Annotated in this window: 17 protein-coding genes and 1 pseudogene; 1 reads left to right on the top strand and 17 read right to left on the bottom strand. The window is 33.0% G+C overall.

The window, feature by feature from the left end:
• Positions 1-52 precede the first annotated feature (52 nt).
• The 11 genes and pseudogenes from HM981_RS06535 to HM981_RS06585 form a co-directional block, all read right to left on the bottom strand.
• Positions 53-955, bottom strand: coding sequence for an ABC transporter ATP-binding protein (locus HM981_RS06535; RefSeq protein ID WP_179337811.1), 903 nt, complete (start codon positions 953-955; stop codon positions 53-55).
• Positions 952-1,848: an HlyD family secretion protein gene (locus HM981_RS06540; protein ID WP_179337812.1), complete on the bottom strand. Its 897-nt coding sequence runs from the start codon at positions 1,846-1,848 to the stop codon at positions 952-954. The genes HM981_RS06535 and HM981_RS06540 overlap by 4 nt, the downstream gene beginning before the upstream one ends.
• Positions 1,849-1,893: 45 nt before the next feature.
• Positions 1,894-3,144: a TolC family protein gene (locus tag HM981_RS06545; protein ID WP_179337813.1), complete on the bottom strand. Its 1,251-nt coding sequence runs from the start codon at positions 3,142-3,144 to the stop codon at positions 1,894-1,896.
• A 1-nt stretch (position 3,145) separates the two neighbouring features.
• Positions 3,146-3,760, bottom strand: coding sequence for a TetR/AcrR family transcriptional regulator (locus HM981_RS06550; RefSeq protein WP_179337814.1), 615 nt, complete (start codon positions 3,758-3,760; stop codon positions 3,146-3,148).
• Positions 3,761-3,838: 78 nt separating this feature from the next.
• Positions 3,839-4,135, bottom strand: coding sequence for a hypothetical protein (locus HM981_RS06555; protein WP_179337815.1), 297 nt, complete (start codon positions 4,133-4,135; stop codon positions 3,839-3,841).
• Positions 4,136-4,150: 15 nt separating this feature from the next.
• Positions 4,151-5,224, bottom strand: coding sequence for a cytochrome d ubiquinol oxidase subunit II (gene cydB / locus HM981_RS06560; RefSeq protein WP_179337816.1), 1,074 nt, complete (start codon positions 5,222-5,224; stop codon positions 4,151-4,153).
• Between the two features lie 2 nt (positions 5,225-5,226).
• A pseudogene (locus HM981_RS06565) lies at positions 5,227-6,563 on the bottom strand (cytochrome ubiquinol oxidase subunit I).
• A 67-nt stretch (positions 6,564-6,630) separates the two neighbouring features.
• Positions 6,631-7,239, bottom strand: coding sequence for a class I SAM-dependent methyltransferase (locus HM981_RS06570; protein WP_179337817.1), 609 nt, complete (start codon positions 7,237-7,239; stop codon positions 6,631-6,633).
• Between the two features lie 9 nt (positions 7,240-7,248).
• Positions 7,249-7,704 carry a methyltransferase family protein gene (locus HM981_RS06575; protein ID WP_179337818.1) on the bottom strand — a complete coding sequence of 152 codons (456 nt, stop codon included), beginning with the start codon at positions 7,702-7,704 and terminating at the stop codon, positions 7,249-7,251.
• 14 nt (positions 7,705-7,718) lie between these two features.
• On the bottom strand, positions 7,719-9,068 hold the full coding sequence (locus HM981_RS06580) for an MBL fold metallo-hydrolase (RefSeq protein WP_179337819.1): 1,350 nt from the start codon (positions 9,066-9,068) through the stop codon (positions 7,719-7,721).
• 181 nt (positions 9,069-9,249) lie between these two features.
• Positions 9,250-9,975, bottom strand: a complete 726-nt coding sequence (locus HM981_RS06585; protein ID WP_179337820.1) for a peroxiredoxin — start codon at positions 9,973-9,975, stop codon at positions 9,250-9,252.
• A 191-nt stretch (positions 9,976-10,166) separates the two neighbouring features.
• Between HM981_RS06585 and HM981_RS06590 the strand changes: the two genes are divergently transcribed.
• Entirely contained in the window at positions 10,167-10,373 is a 207-nt protein-coding gene (locus tag HM981_RS06590) for a hypothetical protein (protein ID WP_179337821.1), read from the top strand.
• A 267-nt stretch (positions 10,374-10,640) separates the two neighbouring features.
• On the opposite strand, the gene HM981_RS06595 is transcribed toward HM981_RS06590, so the two are convergent.
• The 6 genes from HM981_RS06595 to HM981_RS06620 all read right to left on the bottom strand — a co-directional run bounded on the left by HM981_RS06595 (position 10,641) and on the right by HM981_RS06620 (position 24,036).
• Entirely contained in the window at positions 10,641-10,838 is a 198-nt protein-coding gene (locus HM981_RS06595) for a hypothetical protein (protein ID WP_179337822.1), read from the bottom strand.
• A gap of 102 nt (positions 10,839-10,940) precedes the next feature.
• Positions 10,941-11,234: a thioredoxin gene (trxA, locus tag HM981_RS06600; protein WP_179337823.1), complete on the bottom strand. Its 294-nt coding sequence runs from the start codon at positions 11,232-11,234 to the stop codon at positions 10,941-10,943.
• A 13-nt stretch (positions 11,235-11,247) separates the two neighbouring features.
• The gene (locus HM981_RS06605; protein ID WP_179337824.1) at positions 11,248-12,261 is read right to left on the bottom strand and encodes a c-type heme family protein; all 1,014 of its coding nucleotides are present in this window, start codon (positions 12,259-12,261) and stop codon (positions 11,248-11,250) included.
• 289 nt (positions 12,262-12,550) lie between these two features.
• Positions 12,551-13,321, bottom strand: coding sequence for a 4'-phosphopantetheinyl transferase family protein (locus HM981_RS06610; RefSeq protein WP_179337825.1), 771 nt, complete (start codon positions 13,319-13,321; stop codon positions 12,551-12,553).
• Positions 13,314-17,309 (bottom strand): non-ribosomal peptide synthetase, encoded by a 3,996-nt coding sequence (locus HM981_RS06615; protein ID WP_179337826.1) that lies wholly within the window; start codon positions 17,307-17,309, stop codon positions 13,314-13,316. Before HM981_RS06615 ends, HM981_RS06610 begins: the two co-directional genes overlap by 8 nt.
• Before the next feature lie 52 nt (positions 17,310-17,361).
• Entirely contained in the window at positions 17,362-24,036 is a 6,675-nt protein-coding gene (locus HM981_RS06620) for a polyketide synthase (protein ID WP_179337827.1), read from the bottom strand.
• Between the last annotated feature and the right edge of the window lie 62 nt (positions 24,037-24,098).

The following is a 24,098-nucleotide window of genomic DNA, read 5'->3' on the forward strand; positions in this document are numbered from 1 at the left end:
TCGAGCACAGTCGAGATGTATTAATAGTTCTCGACTGCGCTCGAACAGACATCTATTTCGCTAATTCCATAAAGGTATCTTCAATGGTTGCTACTGTTTTATCAATATGAATGTTTGATAAATTTTTAGCTTCTAAATACACTTTTAAATCTTCGGGATTAAAATCCGTTCTCTTATCTGTGTAATGCACAAACTCACCAAAAGGATAAACGCTATGGTTAAACTCATAGGCATTTAAAGCGCTAATAAGTTGATACATATTATTAGCACGGACGTTATAAATTTGTTTCGGGTAATGTTTTACAATCTCCTGTGGTGTATCAATCTGCAAGATTTCACCATCTTGAATTAAAGCAATTCTATCACACAAAGCAGCTTCATCCATATATGGCGTAGATACTAAAATGGTGATGTTTTTTTGTTGTAATCGCTTTAGCATTTCCCAAAATTCTTTTCTAGAAACTGGGTCTACTCCTGTGGTTGGCTCATCTAAAAACAACACCTTTGGTTTGTGGATTAAGGCACAACATAAAGCGAGTTTTTGTTTCATTCCTCCAGATAACTTCCCTGCTCTTCTATCTTTAAAAGGCTCTAATTGAACATAGATTTCCTTTATTAAATCGTAGTTCTCTTCGATGGTTGTGCCAAATATCGTTGCGAAAAAGTTTAGATTTTCTTCTACTGTTAAATCTTGATACAGAGAAAATTTCCCTGGCATATAGCCCACACTATTTCTGATTTTTTTATAGTCTGAAACCACATCAAAACCAGCAACCGTTGCAGAACCTTCATTAGCAATTAAGAGCGTTGTTAAAATTCTAAACAATGTTGTCTTTCCGGCACCATCAGGACCAATTAACCCAAAGAGTTCGCCTTCTTTCACATTAAAAGAGATGTTCTCTAAAGCTTTTACGCTTTTATAAGATTTTGATATGTTTGAAACTGTGATACTCATTCTGCATTATTTAGCCATAGTTCGGCAGGCATTCCAATTTTTAGGCTTCCATCATTTTTAACATCGACTTTTACAGCGTAAACTAATGCTACTCGTTCTTCTTTAGTTTGAATAATTTTTGGCGTAAATTCTGCTTCGGACGCTATCCAACTAATCTTACCTTTATAAGACTTCATGGTGTCTGCGTCGTCTATTTTCACGGTTACTTCCTGCCCTATTTTTAAATTGGCTAATTGTGTTTCACTAATATAAACTCGCAGTTGCATTGTTGTTAAATCAGCAATTTTGTAGAGCGGTTTTCCAAATGCAGTAATCTCATTTGGTTCTGCGTATTTGGTTAAAACTGTTCCGTGAGTTGGATTAATAATTTTGCTTTTCTCAATCTGGTCATCAATTTGTTTTAACTGTACATCAATTGATTTAAGTTCATTAACGACAGGTGCATTTTGAATTTCAACACTTCTAATTTGATTTTTAATCACATCAATTTCACCAGAAACATCATCTAATTGTTTTTGTGTACCTGCATTATCTTTTATTAAGTTTTGAGCTCTTGTTTTATTAGTGTTCGCTGTTCTTAATCTTGAATTTAACACACTTATTTGAGATAAAACTCCTTTTGATTTTGAACTGATTACTGCTTTAGATACTTCTAATTGTTCGCGTTTAAATGACAACGGTATGGTATCTATATACCCAATAAATTGAGCTTTTTGAAGTATATCACCTTCCTCTAGATTAAACTGCATTAGTTTCCCATTGTTTTCTGCTGAAATGGTAATTTCGGTGGCTTCGAAGTTTCCGTAGCCATCTGCTTTTACGTTATCATTTCCGCAAGAAAATAGACTTGTTGCAATAATGGTTGTTGCTAATATGTGTTTATAGTATTTCATTTTTCTCTTATTTTATCCCGCAAATTCCACAAATATTCGCAGATTTTATTGTCCTTTAATGATGTTGTAATTTGCTTTTGCGAGTTGTAATTGAATTCTATGTTTAATTAAGGTGTTTTCGTCTTCGTATAAATTAGTGAGTTCTGTAATGTAAGCCGATGATGTTATTACACCATTTTTAAGTTGCGAATCTGCAGATTTAAGCACTTCTTTTCTAAGGCTAATAATCTCTAAGTCTGAGTTGATAAAACTTTCAATTTTCTCTATTTCGTTTTGTTGTTCATTTAATTCAATGTTTGTATTTAGCTTGAAAATCTCAGTTTCATTATCTACAATTTCTTTATTGATAGCTAAAGATTGACGTTGCTTTTTGTTGGCATTCCAATCGAATACATTCCAGTTTAATTTGATACCAGTAGTATAAAATGCTTGAAACGAATTATCGAGCATATTTAAACCAGGATTACCATAACCACCTGTTGCAAAGCCTAATAGTTTTGGTGCATTTTGCTTAGATAAAAGACTTTCTGAATTTTCAATTTCTTCTTTTTTAAGTTGAAATAAATCTAGTTCTGGTCTTTTTAATTCGGTTTTAATTTCAGTTTCTATTAAAGGCTTTTTTAATACTATAGAAGCGTTTATAGGCTGACTAATTAAACTAGAAAGGGACTGAATGAGTGTTCCTTTATTGCTTTGAAGCTCTTTAAATTGTTGATTTATTTTTAATAATTCGGTTTCCAAAACTTTATCTGACGTTGGTAAAACCACTCCATATTTAATGCCTGATTGCACTTCTTTTAGTTTGGCTTCTAATTGTTCTTTTTTTGCAGTTAATAACAATTGAGATTCTTGAGAAAGTAAAATAGAAAAATAGAGTTGATTAATTTGCTGTTTTAATTGATATAAACTGACTTCAACTTGTTTCTGTTTCGTTTTTAACTGTGCCGATTTTAGGTTTAATGTCGCATCTGTTATTCCTCCATTATAAATCAATTGATTTACCGATAATGTGGCTCTGTACTGGTCTTTATTTAAAGGTTCAATTCCAGACATTGCCAATGGAAACTCAATGACATCAGATTGATATGTAGCTTGCGCATCAAAATTTAACTGTGGTAATTTTAATGTTGAAATCGCTTCTTTATCTAGCTTGTTTTGCGATTCAAAAAGCGCAGATTGCTTTGCTAACGGATAATTTTCTGTAACCAAACTATAACACTCCTCTAAAGTTAAGCTTTGCTGTGCTGAACTTAAAAGTGTAAATACCATTGCTAAAACTATTAATAACTGTTTCATTTTAAACGTTCTTTATAGAATTTATAATAAAGTCTGCAACTTCAGTTTTTCGTTTTTCTATGAGTCCATTGTATGCTTCATCATCTGTATTTGTAAATGCCATAAGCAAAGGTTTGGCTACAAATGGAAATACATTTAGTGCCATAACATTCATAAATAATTGCTCTGCACTAATTGGTTTAAGAATTCCGTCTTTGACTTCTTGGTTAACTTGTATTTTAAATTTTTCAATATTTGGAAACCCTAGATTGTTTTTCATTTTTAAAATAAACTCCGGATTTCTATTCAACTCTTGTATTACGAATGCTGGTAAATAAGGATGCTTATCCATAAAAGCGATATAGTTAGACGTGAAGTTTCTTATTTTCTTTTCTATTGATGAATCATCATTTAAAACTGCATTTAATTGCGGTGCCAATAATGAAAAGGCATTATTGAAAACGGCTTCAAACAACAACTGTTTATTTCTGTAATAATAATGAAGCATGGCTTTGTTAATGCCTGCCTTATCTGCAATTTCTTGCATACGTGCTCCATCCATTCCCTTAGATTGAAATACATTTTTTGCTGCGTCTAATATTTGGACTTCTGTATTTTCGTCTTTTGTTTTTTTCATATTAACTAAATGGTTTAACCAACTGGTTAACAAATTTACAAAAAATAATCGAACATCAATCTGTTCGATTATTTTTAATTACTTATTCAACTTCAAATATATCTTTTTTGCGAGCAGAAGTCCTAAAACTCCACCTAATGCAGACACTAACAAATTGATTGCTAAACGAAAAGCGTCAAAATCACCATCATTCATAATAGACCATGGGTCAAAACCTAATCGTCCAAACGTTTTAATTAATAACACACTTCCAAAGACACCAATCAAGGTATTCCCCTTAAAACCGAAAGTGTAGTTTTCATAAAACTTACCGAATATATTAGCAGAAATTATTCCAATTACAATACTGATTAATGAAATTAATGTACCTGTCATGATCGTATGAATATTCTAATGTCCATAATCCATATTATCAATTTTTCCGCTCATCAATCTTTTTTGTATAATAAAGTAAACAACAATTAAAGCAAACCCAATAATTCCCCAAGTTAAAGCCACAGATAAACCATATTCTGACGCAGACGTGTTGTAAATGGTAAGATGCTCGTGCACATCATTAACTGATGGCAATATTACAGGAAATAAAGATGCCAGCGATGATGCAATTCCGCCAATAATTAATAGAGATGATAACGCAAAAGCATGACTATCTTTTTTGATTTTTTTAATAAAAAAGAGCCCAATCAATCCTGTTAAATAAATCACCGGAAACACCATTAAATAGGGTTTTTCACTAAAATTATCTAAAGAATTAGGATTCACATATTGCCAAACAATTAAAGAAAAAACAGTAAGAACTGCGAGTGCTATATTTAATTTAAAAATCACACCTTTAAGCTTATTGTTTATAGATGAGTTTGTTTTTAGAATTATCCAATTGGCACCATGAATTGCAAGCGTTACCACAGCAATTAAGCCTATAATAATTGTAAACCAATCTATAACACCTGGATGTTCTGTTAATGGACTAAAACTACTATCCCATAATGGTAAGAAAAAATAATGACCTTCGTGAGCAGAGACTCCATTTTCAACACTTCCTAAGTTTACACCTCTAACGATATTACCTAACGCGATGCCGAAAAACAAAGCCAATAATAAACTAGAAACACCAAAGGATTTATCCCAAATATCTTTCCACATTTGATATTTAAATTGTCCTCTAAATTCTAAACCAATCGCTCTAAAAACAATAAGCCATAAAACGATTATTAATGGTAAATAAAACCCACTAAACACAGACGCATAAAATGTAGGGAACGCCATAAAAAGCATACCTCCTGCAGCCACTAACCAAACTTCATTAGAATCCCAAAATAGACCAGCTGATTTTGTAATGACTTCTTTGTCCTTTTCTTCCTTAGCAAAGAATAAATGAATGATTCCTGCTCCAAAATCGTAACCATCTAAAACAAAAAACACTGCTAAAACAATACCTATTGCTATGTACCAAAATAATTCCATAATTAATGTTTTTGAGGTGTTGGACCTTGGTTAATAGTTTTACCAACTAAGACTAAAAATAAAAGGCCTAATAGCATATATAAAGCAACAAAACAAAACCAAGCAAAGTAAATAAGGTATTACCAGAAGATACTGTAGGCGAAATACCATCACTTGTTCTCAGTAAACCGTAAACTAAATACGGTTGTCTGCCTAATTCTGCTGTGTACCAACCTGTGAGATTTGCTATATATGGAAATGGCACCAAAAACAAAATTGTCCAAAGTAATGGTTTTATAGTATATAGTTTTTTTCGCCATAAAAAGAAAAGCGCTAAAGCCATAACACCTATAAAAATGGTGCCCAAACCAACCATTATATGATAAGAATAGTATAATGCAGGAATGTTATCTGGCAATTCATCCTCCTCAAACTGATCCATACCAGGAATTTGTCTATCCCATTCTTGATACGTTAGAAAGCTCAATATATTAGGAACTGCGATTTTGTTATCTAATTTTTTATCGACCATATTAGGTTGACCAATCAAAACAATTTCTGCTCCTGCATGTTCTGTTTCAAAAATACCTTCCATTGCTGCGAAAGCACCTGGTTGATGTTTAGCCACATTTTTAGCATTCCAATCTCCTGTTGGAAAAGCAACTAAAACACTAGAAACCAACCCGAAAATAACACCTGTTTTTAGAAACAGTCTTCCATATTCACTATGTTTATCTCTTAAAATATAAAAAGCACCAATACTTGCTACAACGAAAGAAGATGTAACTACCGAAGCTAATTGATTATGTAAAAAAGCTGGTAACAACCAAGGGTTACTAAAAAGTGCTGAGAAGTTTTCTAAAACAAATTTACCATTGTCTAAAATCTCATAACCAACAGGATGTTGCATCCAAGCATTTGTGGCTAAAATAAACCAACCACTTGCCCAAGACCCTAAAAACACCAGGAACCCAGTTAAGAAATGAAGTTTTTGTCCCATCAATTTCTCACCAAAAATAAATAGGGCTAAAAATGAAGATTCTAAAAAGAATGAGAACATGCCTTCCATGGCTAGAGTCTGACCTATAATTCCGCCTGTTAACTCAGAAAACTTTGCCCAATTGGTGCCAAATTGAAACTCCATTGGAATCCCTGTAACAACTCCCATTGTAAAGTTGATAGCAAATATTTTCATAAAAAACTTTGCTGCATTATTATATTTCTCGATGTTATTTCTGAGGTATTTCCACTTAAAAAAGACAATCAATAAAGATAATCCCATGGTTAATTGTGGAAATATGTAGTGGAAAGTGATAGTAAATGCGAACTGCAACCTATCGTAAAAAATCATGTCTTCCATATATCTTATTTTGGATAATTCAAAGTTATCGATTTTGAAAGGTTTATTGTGTTACAATAGTTACAATTTATTCGTTTTTAACACCTACAAATCGAATAACTTCTGCCTTTCCTTTATGAAATTCGCCTTCTGAGAGTTCTATTGTTTTTTCTTCTAAAATTTTAAAATCTAATCCTTTAAATTCCTGCTTAATTTCGTCTATAGAAAACAACATTTCTTTATTTTTAGGACCACCAGAACTATTTCCTAATTGCGCTTTTGCAAAGCCTTCAAAAATAATGGTTCCGCCTTTTTTTAATAGTTGTAACATTTGTTTATGCGCTCTTTTACGGATATCTATTGGAAAATGAGTGTAGCAAAATGCAATGACATCAAATTGTTTAGGGCTTGTATAATCTAATACACTTGCAATTTCATAGTTGATATTAACCTTGTGCTGCTTAACTAAAAGCATTGCTTTTTCTCTTCCCTGTTCACTAACATCAAATGCAGAGACTTCCCAACCTTGAGTGGCTGCATATACAGCATTACGACCTTCACCTTCCGCAGGTAAAAGCAACGTTCCTATTTCTAAATTTTGCAATTGCTCTTTAAAAAATTGATTTGGCTCTGTGCCATAAATAAATTCTTCTCTACCAAAACGCTCGTTCCAAAAATCTGCTGGACTGTTCTTCATAGTTTAGTCTTAAATAAATCGTCTTGTTTTTTGTTGATAGTTTGAATATTGCGGAAATTTATCTGCTAATAATTGTTCTTCATATTTAGATTTAAAATAAAAAAGAAGCCATAACAATAAGAATATTATAAATTTAAATAGAGAGGCTTCAAATACAGCATATCCCAATGTTATTGCTAAAATACTCATATAAATAGGATGTCTTGAAATTGAAAAAGCACCATTTATTATGAGTTCACTTTTTAATACTGGTGTTGGGAATGGTGAAATCTTAGTGTTTATTTGCAACAACGCAATAATCCCTATAACGAGACCTAAAATTGCCACAACTAAACCAGAATACCTCAACCATTCGGCAACATTTAAAACGAGCAATTCAACCGGTAAAACATATACTAAAAATAGTACAACCTGAATACTTACAAATGTGTAGTCCTTTATAGTTGGTTTTCCTGATATATTCAAATTATAAGTTCTTCTTATTGTTTTTTAAATTTTGTGACATCATCTCCTAAATCATAAACAGGTATTTTTTCTATAAGATTAGAAATTATACTTCGGCCTGCTGCACTTCTGTAACCACCTGCACAATGTACTACTATTGGTTTATCTGTTGGGATTTCATTTTTACTATCTCGTAATTCATTTAAAGGAATAGAAATCGCGGAATCAAAAACCTGACCTGCTTCTACTTCACTTTTATTTCTAATATCAACTATGGTATATTTATCTAAATGGTTTTTGAATTCACCTATATTAAGTTCTTTCGATTTTTCAAAAGTAACTGCATCTAACGTTATCAAACCTTTTAGTTGTTTTTCGTAACCGATTTTGGCAACACGTTTTAACATTGTTTCGCGATTATCTATAGATTGTATTACCAAGTAAAAAGATTCTTCTGGCTTTACTATAGAACCTAACCAAGTTTCAAATTTATCATCGTCCGTTTCTGCAATTATATTGATACTATTAGGCAAATGATTTTTATTGAAATCGTCTTTATTTCTTACGTCAACAACCACAGTGTTTCCAAAATCAGAGTTATCTACTTTAAATTGAAATGTTGGTTTGGCAATACTACTTTGAACGTTTTCGGCACCATTTTTATTTATATCTACATTAAATCCAAAATACGATGGAATAAAGGGTTGATCTTTTAAAATATGGTTAATAAATTGTGCTTCTGATAGCTTTTTAAATGCCCAATTTTCTTTTCTTTCTCTACCTAATGTACTTTGAGAATCGGTACTCATATTTTTACCACACAATGAACCTGCACCATGAGCTGGATAAACTATTGTGGTATCTGGTAAATGATTAAACTTATTTTGGATTGTATGATACATACTTTCCGCTAATTCTTCTCTTTTTGCCTTCATGTTACCTGCTTTTTCTCTTAAATCTGGTCGTCCAACATCACCAATAAATAAGGTATCTCCAGAAAACATAGCATGATGATTATTTTCATCTACTGCAATTATGGTTATACTATCTGGTGAGTGACCAGGTGAATTAATAGCAGAAAACGTCGACTTTCCTATAGTTATAGAATTACCATCATCAAAAGCTTGGTGAGGATAGTTGGCGCCTACTAATTTGCTCACATAAATTGTTGCACCAGTTTCTTTATGTATCTGTAAATGACTGCTCACAAAATCGGCATGTGGATGAGTTTCAAAAACGGCTTTAATTTTTACATTATGCTTTTCTGCCAATTGATAATAAGGTTTAGGGTCTCTCGCTGGATCCACTAAGGCCATTTCATTACCACTAATAATTGCGTAAGAATAATGTGCTAATGGTTTGTCTTCAAATTGTATAACTTTCATAATAATTCTATTTTTTTATGCTTTAGAATTTCAACTTTAAATCGTTTTCTTTAATTATGATTGTTCTATTTCTATAAAATATCGTTTCATATAAATATAACTTAAAGTATCTAAAAATCCTAAATGCTTTAATTTAAAAAAAGCCTCAAATTGAGGCTTTTTCCCTAACCTAATCTGTATTTTACTTTTCAAGGATCTCGTTTAAAACTAAATTTTTATCTAACTTTTTAGTACAGAAGAACCAATCTTTACAATCTAAGTCTTCTGTAGAACTCATACGTTCTTCTGCTACACCACAAGAACCTGCAGGCGATACAATTACATCGTCACCTGGATTCCAATCAGCAGGTGTTGCAACATTAAATTTGTCTGAAGTTTGCATAGCGATTAAGGCTCTGTATAACTCATCGAAGTTACGTCCTAAGCTTAATGGGTAATAAATGATAGCTCTAACGGTTTCGTTAGGGTCTACAAAAAAGACCGCTCTAACAGCTTGTGTTTTGCTTTCTCCTGGCTGAATCATTCCATATTTTTTGGCAACGTCCATAGAAATATCTTCAATTAGAGGAAACTTAACCTCTATGTTTTTCATGCCTTTAAACTCAATCTTGTCCTTAATAGTTCTTAACCAAGCAATATGGCTGTAAAGACCATCAATAGATAAGCCAATAAGACTACAATTTGCTTTTGCAAATTTTTCTTCTAAATGCGCAAAAGTCATAAACTCAGAGGTACAAACTGGTGTGAAATCTGCAGGATGACTAAATAATATTGACCATTTACCTTTGTAATCTGACGGGTAATTAATATCTCCTTGTGTTGTTACCGCTGTAAATTCTGGTGCTTTATCACCAATTCTTGGCATTGCAAATGATTGCTCTTCTTTTATTGATTCTGTAGTATTCATAATTTTAAAAGTATTTAATTAATTTATAACAAATGTACATTGTAATAGTTTTTAACTATGTAACTAAAGTTACCTTCTCAAGGCTTTTTTATCGTGAACTTTGATATTTGACATTAAAATTAGTTTTTATACCAATTAAAGCCAATGATTAAGATCAGTCTGTAAATTAAAGAGCTATTCTATATTTATATATGAAGATTTTTCAATACGTTTTTGTACTATTCTTTTTATTATTGATTATTTTCAATAGTACAAAAGCTTCATTGACTTATGCATATTACGAATTAGATCCAATAGGATTTGTAGAAAATCTATGTGAGAACAAAGACAAACCCGAAATGCATTGTAATGGGAAATGCCAATTAATGAAAGTAACGGCAACTCATTGGTTCGTTTAGTACAACTTCAATATTATAAAAGATTTATACATTAGATAAGGCTTATAATAATCGCCTCAACTTTTCATTTACAAACCAAACCAATTTTGGAAGCACATCAATTACAGAACCTGGTAGAAATTTTTCAGTCGTTTTACAATCGAAAATTTTAATTAAATTATAAACTCGTTTAATCTTCCCTTTTAAACAGAAAACGTTAAACGAGTTCAAAAAAAAAAGGATAACTAATAATTAGCTATCCCCTTTTCTGTTGTTTATAATCAGTTTTTAATTGGCACTCTCAGTGCTATCTTGTTTTTCTTCAAAGCCGCTAGATGCATCAATATTATCAGATTCTTCTTTGGGTTTACCACCCATTAAAAAATTAATTAATATACCTACCAATGTAATACATACTACAGCAAAAATAGCAATCATTACTACTCCGTTACTCCAGCTGTATAATCCGATGCTCTGTGAAATCATAATATTTAGTGTTAGTGTTTCTAAGAGTGTAAATATAATATTTGGATTTATAATCAAATATGACATTTGTCAGTTAAATGATAACTTACTCTAATCTCGGTTTTAATTTGAATTTATAACAGTAATAATTTCGTTTTTCTGAAGCACACCAGATTGCCTCCAAACCTGTTTTCCATTTTTAAATAACAACATCGTAGGAACACCACGCACTTGATATTTTGAAGCTAAAGCTTGATTTTTGTCCACATTAATTTTTATAATAGAAACTTTATCCTCCAATTCGTCCTTTACTTGTTTTAAAATTGGTCCTAACATTTTACATGGTCCACACCAATCTGCGAAAAAATCAACTAAAACGGGTTTATCTTGATTTATTATTTCTAAAAATTTGCTCATACCTGACTTGATTTTATTTATTAAAAGTAATACTCCAAATACCTCTAACTTCATTAACATCATAACCTATCGCTTTATCTAATGGATATAGACTCTTAATTCGTGTTAATGTTGTATTCTCTAAAGTTTCATTAGGTTTTCCGTGGCATTGAAGACACATTGTGTTTGTCGTAATTGGATAATAAACCATTACACTAGTATCTAATTCTTTTACTATTGGTTTTGGTTCTTCATTATTTGCAACTATTTTTTTATAAGTATTAATATACTGTAATTCTTCTGAATTAGCTTTATTATTTGGGTTTCTTGGTTTATCTGTTACTCGTTTAATTTGAGCATTGTGGGCAACAGCCATACTATCTGTTAAAGGATATGCTTGTACATTACAAAAAGCTAATGCTTCTAACACTCCCTTTTTCTGAATGGTTCCCATTAAATTTTTACCTAAAACCGCTTTTGTTGTTAAAGCATATTTTAAACCTCTCTCACCATAAGACAAGTCTTCAAAATTAGTTTGGGCTTGTTGCATACCATGCTTTTTACCTTGACCATTTCCCATACCCTTACCATTTCCCATGCCTTTACCTCGTTCTTCATTGAAGTGATCTTCAAACCATTCTGGTTGCTCAATTTCAAAATCATACATATAATCTGCAATCTGTTCTATAGTTTTCTCTGCAAATGCTTGTTTAGGCATCACACCAAATCGTTTTACAGCTCCATACAATTTAGCATCTTTGGCATTTGGGTTTTTAATCCAAGCTTGCATTGAAGCAATAAAATCTTCTTTACTTATCTCACTATCAATATAATGCTTTTTAATGGCAATCATTGGAGGACCAATTCTATCGGCTTCAGTTGCAGTAGGATTATGACACACGTAACAATTAGCCTCCATTAACTTTTTACCAGAATGCTCTGTTTCACTTGATTTATCAACACTACCATAAGTATCATTATTCTTTTTACCAGAATTGCAGCTTACTAAAGTGATCAATAAAACGAGTAATCCTATGCTATTTTTCATCTGAAATATATTTGAATAAAAATACAATAGATTTATTTTTTACTTCGTAACTAATGTTACACTCAAAAGATAGAATGTTATTTAGAATGTATGTTTACAACAAATATAGATTCACTCACACAAATTACTATAAGTGAAGTCGTTGAACAAGTTTTTTATATAAAAAAGTAGATAACAAGATTCTTTTATACTCTGCCATTTTGGTGCTCTTAGTTTAGACAATGTTTCAAAAACGAAATTCCAAAAAAAAAGACCTTACAAAGGTTCATTAATGGCTTTTAGGCTTTACTTAAGAGGTCTGAAACTGTAATAATTCATCATAAGTTGTTGGTAAACTGTAGATAGAAATATGATCGGGAGTTAAACGTTCAGCATCAAAAGCCAAAGCTGCGACGTAGTCTTCATCTAAATCAAAACCAGAAACATCTATTTTTTGATAATCGCCTAACAACTCTTGAGATATTAAATGGTAGTCGTCTAAAGAGGGAATTTGAGCAAAACAATCCGAAATCCCTTTACCTGTAGCTTTAACAAAGGCTTCTTTACGAGTCCAAAGATTATAAAAAGTCCTTCTTTTATTCGAAGAGTTTTTAATGGTATATTTTTCGCTATCACTAAAAACATGATTTAAAATATCTGTAAAATCGAAATCCTTACTCACATATTCAACGTCTACTCCTACGGACACATCACCAATAGCAATTAATGCATAATTCTCTGAATGGGATACGTTAAAATGAATAGGTTTTTGGTGTGATAAATAAGGTTTTTTATTCTTATCCTTTTTAAATTCAATTTTAGAAGGTGTTATTTCTAATTGATTAGACAACAAGAATCTTAATAACCCTCTACAAATTATAAATCGGTTTTTGTCTTTTAAGAAATGATATCGGTCTGCTCGTTCAACCTCATCTGAAGACAAAAATTCTACCAAATTAGGAATCATCTGAACGAAATCGGACAATTTAATTCTAAAGAGTTTTAAGTTGGGGTGTTTAGAAACTAAATTTGATTTTATATCTAATTGACCACAACGAACGTTGTAACTAGATTTACTCATCACTACGATCTAATATAGTCTGAATGGTATTAGCTAATTTTTTATCATTTGGATCTAAAAACATATTTAAATGGTTACCTGGTATGATGTGTCTACTTATTCCTCTATTTGCTAATATATCCCAACCTAAAAATTTAGGATCGTGAGCATAAAAAATATCATCCTCCTCAACTTTTAATAAATGAACCTCTATGTCTAAGGGTTTTATGTGATATTTACTGATAGCTGCAGCGAGCATCTGGTCTAATTGAAGCGGCCAACTATGTAATAAATTATGCTGTTTTTCTTTACCTAATTTTAATCTTAAATAGGAATTGTTTACTGATTTTTTAACTAAGCTAACTCTACTCGTAAAATTGGCTTTACTACTCAACATCTTCCTAGTCATAAAAATGATCTTTTCTATCTTATATTTAATGCGTGCATATTTTTTGCTCATAGGGCTTTCGCAGTAATAGTTTGGAAACACATAACTATCCAATAAAATTATTGGATTTACTAGGTTGTTCTGAGCTTTTAATTGTTTAGCCATTTCAAAAGCTACAATACCACCAAAAGAATAACCACCAATATTATAAGGACCATTAGGGTTTGTTTTTTTTATTTCTGAAATATAATGAGCAGCAGTATCCTCAATAGTATCAAATGGTGTGTCTTCTCCGTTGAGCCCTTTGGCTTGCAGACCATAAACAGGTTGATTAGGATCTACATGCTTTGCAATAGTATTAACAAATAATACATTATGCTCTGCTCCATGAATCATATAAAGTGGTGTTTTTGTACCATTAGGTTTTATAGGTACTAAACAATTCCAAGATACTGACTCTTTATCTTTTGTAATGTATTTTGCTAATTCTTCTATTGTAGGATGCGTAATTAGTGCCGACAATGGAAAACGTTTGTCTAATTTCTCTTCTAAAACCGACATTACCTTAACAGCAATAAGTGAATGACCACCTATTTCAAAAAAGTCACTGAATATATCAATGTTCGTTAATTTTAAACAGTCTTCCCAAATAGTTGCTACAATTTTTTCATTTTCGTTTCTAGGAGCTGTATACTCCACTGAAGTCTTGGTTTTAGAAACTTTATTTTTTAAGGCATTTCGATCTATTTTACCATTTAACGTAAGTGGAAAATCTTTTACAAAATGAAAATCTAAAGGAACCATATACTTTGGAAGCTCTTCTCTTAAAAGATTTTTCCAATTATCAATAATATCATTAGATACCTCTTCATTTTGATTTAATATCACATAAGCTTCAAGTTGTTCTTCATTTACCAATACTACTGAAGCTTTAACTTTGTCTAAAGTATTAATAGCTTCTTCTATTTCTCCAAGCTCAATACGATGTCCTCTAATTTTAACTTGATGATCAATACGCCCTAAACATTGCACATCTCCCGATGGCAAAAGTTTCGCAAGATCTCCAGTTCTATATATTACAGTATTTGAATCTGTTTCAAACTGATTGGTTATAAATTTTTCTGTGGTTAAATCTTCTCGTTTCCAATACCCTTTTGCAACACCATCGCCTCCAATGCATAACTCTCCAACAGAACCCGGTTTAACTAATCTATGTTCCTCATTTACAATATAAAGTTGTGTATTGGCCATTGGACGTCCTATAGTAACAAAATCATCTTCTTTGGAAATTTGTTTCATTGCAGACCATATAGTCGTTTCTGTTGGCCCATACATGTTCCAAAGCTCACTGACCCTGCTTAACAGTTGTTTTGCCAATGCCATTGGTAACGCTTCTCCTGTAGATATCGCCTTAATTGGTAAGGGTTCATCCCAACCAGAATAGAGGAGCATCTGCCATGTTGCTGGTGTTGCTTGCATGACGGTTATAGCCTCATTTTTAATGACATTTAATAATAAATTGGTATCCTTAGCTGTTTCTTCTTTGGTTAGCACCAATTTAGCTCCTTTTAAGAGCGGAGCAAACAACTCAACCATTGCGATATCAAAGGAAACTGTGGTAATAGAAATGAGCACGTCTGTCTCTTCTATACCTGGTTTATCTAATACACTGTATAACAGATTCACCAAGTTTTTATGCGTTATTGTTACCCCTTTAGGCTTACCTGTTGAACCTGAAGTATAAAGTAAATAAACGATTTGATTGTTGTCTATTTTTTCAGTTAATGGAGTACTAGGAAGCTTAGATAAATCGGAAAATATATCCTTTAGATATATGCGTTTGGTGTCTAATTGTATTGGTAAAGAAAATGTTTCTGTTGTAATTATATATTTAGCTTCAGAATCCTCTAACATAAACTCCAACCTTTTGCTTGGGTAGTTTGGATCCAATGGCAGATAAGCCGCACCGCATTCCATAATGGCAATTAATGTTATAATTAATTCAATAGAACGTGGTAATAGAACTGCAACACAATCTCCCTTTTCTACTCCTTGCATTTTTAAATAATGTGCAACTTGGTGCACTTGTTTTTCTAAATCACCATAAGTAATTTCTGAATCACCAAATTTTAATGCCTGTTTTAAAGGGGTGTTTTGTGCTTGTTTAATTAATAATTCATGCAATGGCAATTGCGGATAAGATGCATCATTATTATTTAACTCTGCATAGTCAGAAGCATCTACCTTTACAATCTCACCAATAGTAGCACTTGAATCATTTACGATAATATCCAAAACCTCTTCAAAAGAAGTCATCATTTGTTTTATCGTTTCGGGCTTAAATAATAAAGAATTATACTGCCACTCTAATATAAAATCATCTTCAGAACCACTTGCGTTTAAAAATATTTCAAAAGTCTCATAAGTTCTGGGATTACATCTCAATTTAAAAGACAAGTCTTTAAATGAAACGAGATTACTCATTCCCATATCAATATTAAAAACAACAGGAACTAAAGGAACACGAGATGGATCTCTAGCAATTGCTAGTTTTTGAAGTAACTGACCAAAGCTAAGTTGTTGATGATCAAAAGCATCAAATAACGACAGTTTACGGACTTTTAAATACTCACTAAAGGTCTTATCTAAGTCTATTTTACTTCGTAATGGTAATAGGTTAACACAATGACCAACTAATTGTGTTTTTCCCGTAATGGCTTGTCCGGCAGCAGGCAAACCTAAAACTATATCATTCTGACCTGTTTGCTTGCATAAAAAAACCTCAAATGCAGTCATTAATGATGTTACAAAACTACAACCAGCACGTATGCCTATTTTCTTAAATTTAGCTAATAAATCACTATTTACAGGAAAATCAAGACGGTCACTTTTATAGCTTCTTAATTTTGGTCTTGGAAAATCTGTTGGCAAATCTAATTGCGGTACATTAGATTGATACTGACTTATCCAGAAATTTTCTGTTTTCCGAAATTCTTCACTAGTTAAAAATGCCTGATGTTCGTCGGCATAATCACTATAGGTTATCGGTTTAGGAATATCAATATTTTCTTTAGAAACTTTTGAAGAGTACAATGCCCCAAGTTCTTCCATCATTATACCTGTAGACCAACCATCACATATAATATGATGTGCTGTAAGTACCAATTGATGCTCCGTTTCACTAATTCTTATTAATCCTGTTTTTAATAATGGGCCTTTAAGCAAATCAAAAGTCATATTAGCATCTGCTAAAATGTACTGTGCAATTTCATGCTTTTTTTCTAAATCTGTAAGTTGAGAAATATTAGTATAATCTAAAGGAATAGGTACCTCCTCAAGTATACTCATAAAGCGTCCATCTGTACTAAAGATAGCACGTAAGGACTCATGTCTTTTTACGAGTTGTTTTATAGCATCTTCCAATGCTGTTTTATCCAAATCACCTTTTAATACCAAAGAAACAGACTCGTTATAAGATCGATTAGCATCCTCACCTCCTAATTTACAACCAATCCAGATTTCTGCTTGTGACTGTGTACAGAAAATTACCTTTTCAATTTTTGGTCCATCAAAAGGATTGAAAGGTACTTTTTTACTTGTTTCGGTTGGTTGTAAAATCATTTTTATAAAACGGGTTGGATCATGTTACTTAAAGTAATTTAAATTTTATTTCTTATAAATCTATTCGAAGGAATTCACCTTTCTTTTTCTCATCATTAACAAACCATGCTGGATTACCTTCATCATCGAGACCTAAACGTGCATTGGGAACTGGTGGTGTATTTAATTCTTTAGTCGATACCGTTTTAATAGCTTCATAAGCATTTGTATTTGGTACTGAGCTAAAGATCCCGACCGCTGCCAATTCTTCTATACTCTTAACAAAATTCTTAATTAAATAATCAATATCATCGTCTGTAAACGCTTCAGTCATATAGCACGGAAAACCATCCCAAATATGAAATCCTTTCTCTCTCATTAAGACAAAGAATAATTCAGAATACGGAATTTCTTCTAAAAATGTTGTTCTCCATAACGAACGATAATACGTTATCTGAATAGGAAGGCTATTATTTTTAAAATATGCATTAAGCTCGGTCGCTAAACGCTCTGTTAATGATGCTAAACCATCTTGAAGTGCTGCTCCTTTATTTTTAAAATGATTTAACGAGGCTCTTGCTGCTGCTAATGCTAAAGGGTGACGTACAAATGTCCCTGCAAAATAAGTAACGCCTACTTCCGGGAAAGAATCGTCTCCATATTGCCAAAAGCCACCATCAAGGGCATCCATAAACTTTCTTTCGCCAAGAATAGCTCCGATAGACATACCACCACCAATAACTTTTCCGTAAGTTGCAACATCTGCCTTTATGCCAAACAAAGCTTGAGCACCTCCAAGATGCATTCTAAATCCTGTAATAATTTCATCGAAAATAAGTACTGATTCAGAAGCTTTAGTAATTTCTCTTACTTCTTTTAAAAATTCGATAGGTTGAAATTCTGGTCGGCGACTCTGCACGGGTTCTACTAATACCGCTGCGATTTCGTGTGCGAGCTCTTTAATAATAGCTAAACTTTCTTCAGTACCATAGTCTAAAATTAACATGTTCTGAACGGCCTCTGGAAGAATACCCGGAGCTGCAGGAAATGTTCTTAATTTTTTTGATCCTCTAACAATAACCTCATCATTAATACCATGATAAGAACGTGAAAAAGCGACAATAAGTGAACGTCCTGTAACTGTTCTTGCAATACGCATGGCACCTAACACAGCTTCCGAACCCGTATTACACAATGCAGCACGATCTAGACCTGTAAACTCACAAAGCATTTCACAAACCTCACCTGCTAATGGATGTTGTGGACCGACTTCAAAACCTTGTTCTATTTGGTGGTGCAATGCTTCTTTTATAAAGTCGGGTTGATGACCAAATAAACAGGCACCAAATCCGTTTAGAATATCCATGTATTCATTACCATCCAAATCCCAAAGTTTATTACCTGAAGATTTCTCAATAACCAAAGGATATACAAGTTCTTTCGTCAAAGGCTTAAAACCAGAAACGACTCTAGGATCTGCCATTTTTGGACGATGCTGTTGTGCATAAGCTTTGCTCTTAGCTGTTTTAGCATTATAACTTGTTATTAAGTTCTTTAAAAACAAATTTTGATCGCTACTTAACCCTGTAGATAATTTATCAATTTTGGGAGAGGCACCAAAAGGTTTTTGGTGTTCTTTCTTTTCTTCTTCGGTTCTACTATCGTTTGTTGAAAGTAATGGAGAAACAGAATTGGCTCTACTCTGAGTCTTAATATGAGGTGTACTTGGTACATTTGAAACAACTGGTGCACTTGGCTCCATATTAATTTCATTCCCTTGCAATAATTGAAGTTGTTGCCCTAGAAGTTGTAATTGTTGAGCTATAAGATTTAGCGCTGGGTTTTGTCCTGCTTGTGGTACAGCATATGAATTTTGAATAGGGTTCGCTGCTGTTTGCTGCACAGGTGCTGTAGCCACAGGGTTAACAGTGACTTCTGGAGCGTAAGCTTCTGCAGGCAATATCTGATCTAAATGTTCTGCTAATAAATTTGGAGTCCCAAACTGATCATTAAGTTGTCTAAAAGTTACAGGAACATTAAATTCATTTTTACACGTAATAGCCATTTGCGTTAGAACAAGTGAATCTAGTCCTAGCTCTAAAAAACTTTGATCTGATTCATTGGCATCAATTTCCAATCCAGAATTATCTTCGATTATATCGGCTATTTTTTTAAGAAGTATAGACTTTCTCATGATCTGAGTATTTATATTAGACGCGGTGTCAATAGTGATATTTTCTTCAACTTTACCTCTTACTAAATCAGCATCTACTAAAGTATTTATCGTTGTTTCAATACGTGGAGGATCTAGCCAACAAGGTTTTCTATCAAACACATAAGATGGTAACTCAACTTTCTGTCTACGCTGACCTTCATAAAAAGATTTCCAATTGGGCTCTATACCATTTAACCATAAATCTCCTAACGCAGATAATACGGTATGGTAAGCATTTTCTCTCTCCTTAGGAATAGATAAACTGGCTATAGATGCTACTGATTTTAAGCCTTTCTTTTGCATTGATAACGTTGTAAGGGCTCTGCCAGGACCTGTCTCTAATAGCACTGGATCTTCTAATCCTAAAACCGTTTCCATGGCTCCAGAAAAGTTTACCGCTGCTCTTAAATGGTTGGTCCAATAGCTCGTACTTTTGGCTTCTGCATCTGTAAGCCAATCTCCAGTTACGGTTGAAACTATTGGTAAGCGAGGGACATTTAAAGTTACTTTTTTCACCTCATCTTCAAAAGCTCCCAAAACAGGATCCATCATGGTAGAGTGAAAAGCATGACTTGTTGATAAAAGCATATTTGCAATCCCTTTATCATTTAAGATATTTGCAAAATCTTCAACATCTTTATCTGGACCTGAAAGCACAATCAACCTATCAGAATTTATAGCTGCAATAGATAATGTTTTTGGTATTAATCCTTCAAGGTTTTCAATATTTGTACGTACCGATAACATACTTCCTCCGGGTAACTCACTAACAAGTTTCCCACGAACGGTTATTAAATGCAACGCATCTTCTAATGTAAAAACACCTGCTAAATGTGCTGCAACAAATTCACCTATACTGTGTCCACAAAGTAATGTCGGTTTAATTCCCCAACTCATCCAAAGTTGAGAAAGTGCGTATTCTACAACAAATAATGCAGGCTGCGTAAACTTGGTATCTTTTAATTGTAACTCAGCATCATTACTGTTTAGTTCTGGATATATAATTTTCCTTATGTCTAATTTTAAATCGGCTTTTAGCAATTCTGCACAATCATCTACAGCATCTCTAAAAACAGTTTCACCGTTATAAAGGGCTTTTCCCATTTGGAGATATTGTGAACCTTGTCCAGGGAATAAAAATGCTACTTCGCTAGGAATAACCTTTAGTGTGTTGCTTTTTATCGCTTTAGAATCCTCGGAACTCAACAAATTACTAGCTTCAATAGCATCATTACCTGCTATAGCAAAACTGCGATGTTGAAAGACATCTCTTGTTTCATTTAAAGAATATGCTATATCAGCAAGTGCTATTTCTGGATTCGTTTTCACATAATCACCTAATGCCTTTTGATATCCATCTTGACTATTTTCTGATTTAGCTGACCACGTTAGTAATTGCAACGGTCTACCCGAATCTGTTATTTTCTCTTCGGCTATATATTCTTCTAAAACAATATGTACGTTGGTACCACCAACACCAAAAGAGCTGACTCCAGCAATTCGCGGAGATTCAGATTCCCAGGCTCTTAATTTATTATTTACAAAAAATGGACTGTTTTCAAAATCAATAGAGGGATTAGGTTTTTCAAATCCTAAAGAAGCAGGAATTTGACGATGCTTCATTGCTAAAGTCGTCTTAATTAATCCAGCAACTCCTGCTGCTGCAGTAAGGTGACCAATATTACTTTTAATAGAACCTATGGCACAATAGCCATTAGATTCTTGTTCTCCAAAAGCCAAACAAAGCCCTTCTACCTCAATGGGATCACCTAAAGGAGTCGCGGTTCCATGGGCTTCTATATAACTGACTTGAGAAGGTTTAACATCAGCATCTAATAGCGCACTGTTTATGGCTCCTGCTTGCCCTTCTACACTTGGTGCTGTAAAACTCCCTTTATCACTTCCATCATTATTAACACCTATTCCTTTTATAACTCCATGAATTATGTCACCATCCCGTTTTGCATCTTCTAAACTTTTAAGAAGTACAACTCCAGCACCATCACAAAACATAGTTCCTGTACCATTGGCATCAAAAGACCGACACTGACCATTAGAACTTAACATCGAGCCTTCTTGATATAAATGACCGCTATACATTGGTGACGTTACACTAGAGCCTCCTGCTAAAGCAACATCGCATTGCCCATTACGAATAGACTCAACGGCTTGAGCCATTGCTAGTGAAGAAGTTGAACATGCTGAATGTACACTTACAGCAGGTCCTTTTAAATTTAAATGATATGCTGTACGTGTTGCAATGTAGTCTTTATCATTAGTTGTATTGGCTTGTACTTCCCCGATTTGACTCATCAATTCTTTGTTAGGAAATACATTATTAAGGAAATACGTATTAATATAAACGCCTGCAAATACACCAATTTTACCGTCGTAAAGATTTGGCAAATATCCAGACTGTTCTAATGCCTCCCAAGATATCTCTAGAAATAATCGTTGCTGAGGATCCATAGCAGATGCAAGTTTTGGGTTGAGTCCAAAAAACTTAGCATCGAATGTTTTTGCTGAAGGCACAATACCTCTTGCTCCAACATACAATGGGTTATTACGTAATTCTTCTGGTAGGCTTTTATCTAATTCTTCTGGTGTAAAAAATGAAATCGTTTCTTTTCCTTCGCTTAGAACCTCCCATAACTCGTTAATTGAAGAAGCACCAGGAAAACGTCCTGCCATTCCAATAATAGCTATGTCACTATTGGATTGCCGCTTATTTTTCCGCTTTGAATGGGCAAATGTAGATTTATTTTGGTCGAGTTCTAAAAACTGAGCTAATCCAGAAATTGTAGGATATTGATAAATCTTTGTTACTGGTATTTTTACGTTCAGGTTTTCGGCTATTAAAACAGCTACTTTTTGAGTTAAGAGTGAATTACCTCCCATTTCAAAAAAGTTATCATCGATACCAATTTGAGGTATATGCAAAGCTTTACTCCAAATTTTTGTAATAGCTTTCTCTATTTTAGTTTTCGGTTTTCTTAAAAGTGGTGCATTAAGAGCTCTTTGATATTCTGGAACTGGCAGATTCTTTTTATCTACTTTACCATTTGTGGTCATAGGAAAATGGTCCAACCACATAATAAGTGACGGAATCATATATTCCGGAAGAATTTCGGAAAGTTGATGACGTACATTATTAGAATCTTTTGTGTTATTCTCAGATTCTATATACGCTACTAATCTTGCTTCTCCTGTGTGATTACTAGAAATAACAGTAGCACGTTTAATATTTGGAAGAGTATTAATAGCCGCTTCAACTTCTCCAAGTTCTAAGCGATAACCACTAATTTTTACTTGGTCGTCTTTTCTTCCAATAAATTCTATGTTTCCACCAGGAAGCCATTTTGCCAAATCTCCTGTTTTATACATTAGGCTATTCTGCTCAAATGGGTTTTCAATAAAGCTTTTGGTAGTGAGTTCTGGTAAGTTTAAATAACCTTTAGCCAAACCAACACCTGACATGTACATATCACCTGCAGTTCCTACAGGCAGTATCTCCATATCTTTAGATAAAATATAAACTTTTGTATTTTGTATAGGCTTTCCTATTGTTAGTACCGTATCATGATCATCTTCTGAAGAATATTTATATAACATCGAAGTTACAGTCGTTTCTGTTAGACCATAGGCATTATAGAAATCACATATCGTGCTTAATTTTTGAGCTAATGTTAGTGAGCATGTTTCACCACCTGCTACAATTCTTCTGAGTGATTTTATTTCAGATAAACCTTCAATGGTTTCGAGATAACTTGGAGTGCTATTTAAATGTGTTATGGAATGTTTCTTTATAAACTCTGCAATGGCATGATCTTTTATGGTTTGCTTATCTACAATTACCGTTGTGGCACCATTAAATAAGGCTAAAAATATTTGCTCTATTGAGGCATCAAAAAAATAGTTAGAAAATTGTAATATTTTATCTGTACTATCTAAACCATAATTTTGAGTTTCACCAAGAATAAGACTAACAACCGATATGTTTTTAATCATTACGCCTTTTGGATTCCCTGTGGTACCAGAAGTGTACATGACATAAGCCAAATCACTAGATTTTGAATCTATATTTGTGAGCGGCTTATCACTATATTCTTTTCGTGAATTGATAAAATCTTTAATAACAGCAGCATCAATTGTGAATTTACATTTACAATCGTTTACAATAAATTCTTTTCTTACTTGCGGAGAATCAATATCTATAGGCACATAGGTTGCACCTGCTTTAAGTATGCTAATGATGCTTATTATAATCCACTCACTTCGCTCAATCATTAAACCAACAAAGTCTGTTAGATTTATATTATGATTAGCTATTAAAAAGTTGGCAAATTGGTTAGAAATAGCATCAAGCTCTTTAAAACTTAATTTCTCATTTCCATATATAACGGCAAAATTATCCGGAGTGGATTGCGCTTGCTCAATAAACAAGTCTGCAATTGTTTTATTACTAGGGAATTCAGAGGAGGTATTATTAAACTTCCTTATTGATGCAATTATCTCTTCTTTCCTTAATTCCATAATATAAAATTCTATCTTTTATAGACTTAAACAGCTATTGGTTTAACTTTTTAATATCAATT

The sequence above is a fragment of the Winogradskyella ludwigii genome (assembly GCF_013403985.1).
GTDB lineage: Bacteria > Bacteroidota > Bacteroidia > Flavobacteriales > Flavobacteriaceae > Winogradskyella > Winogradskyella ludwigii.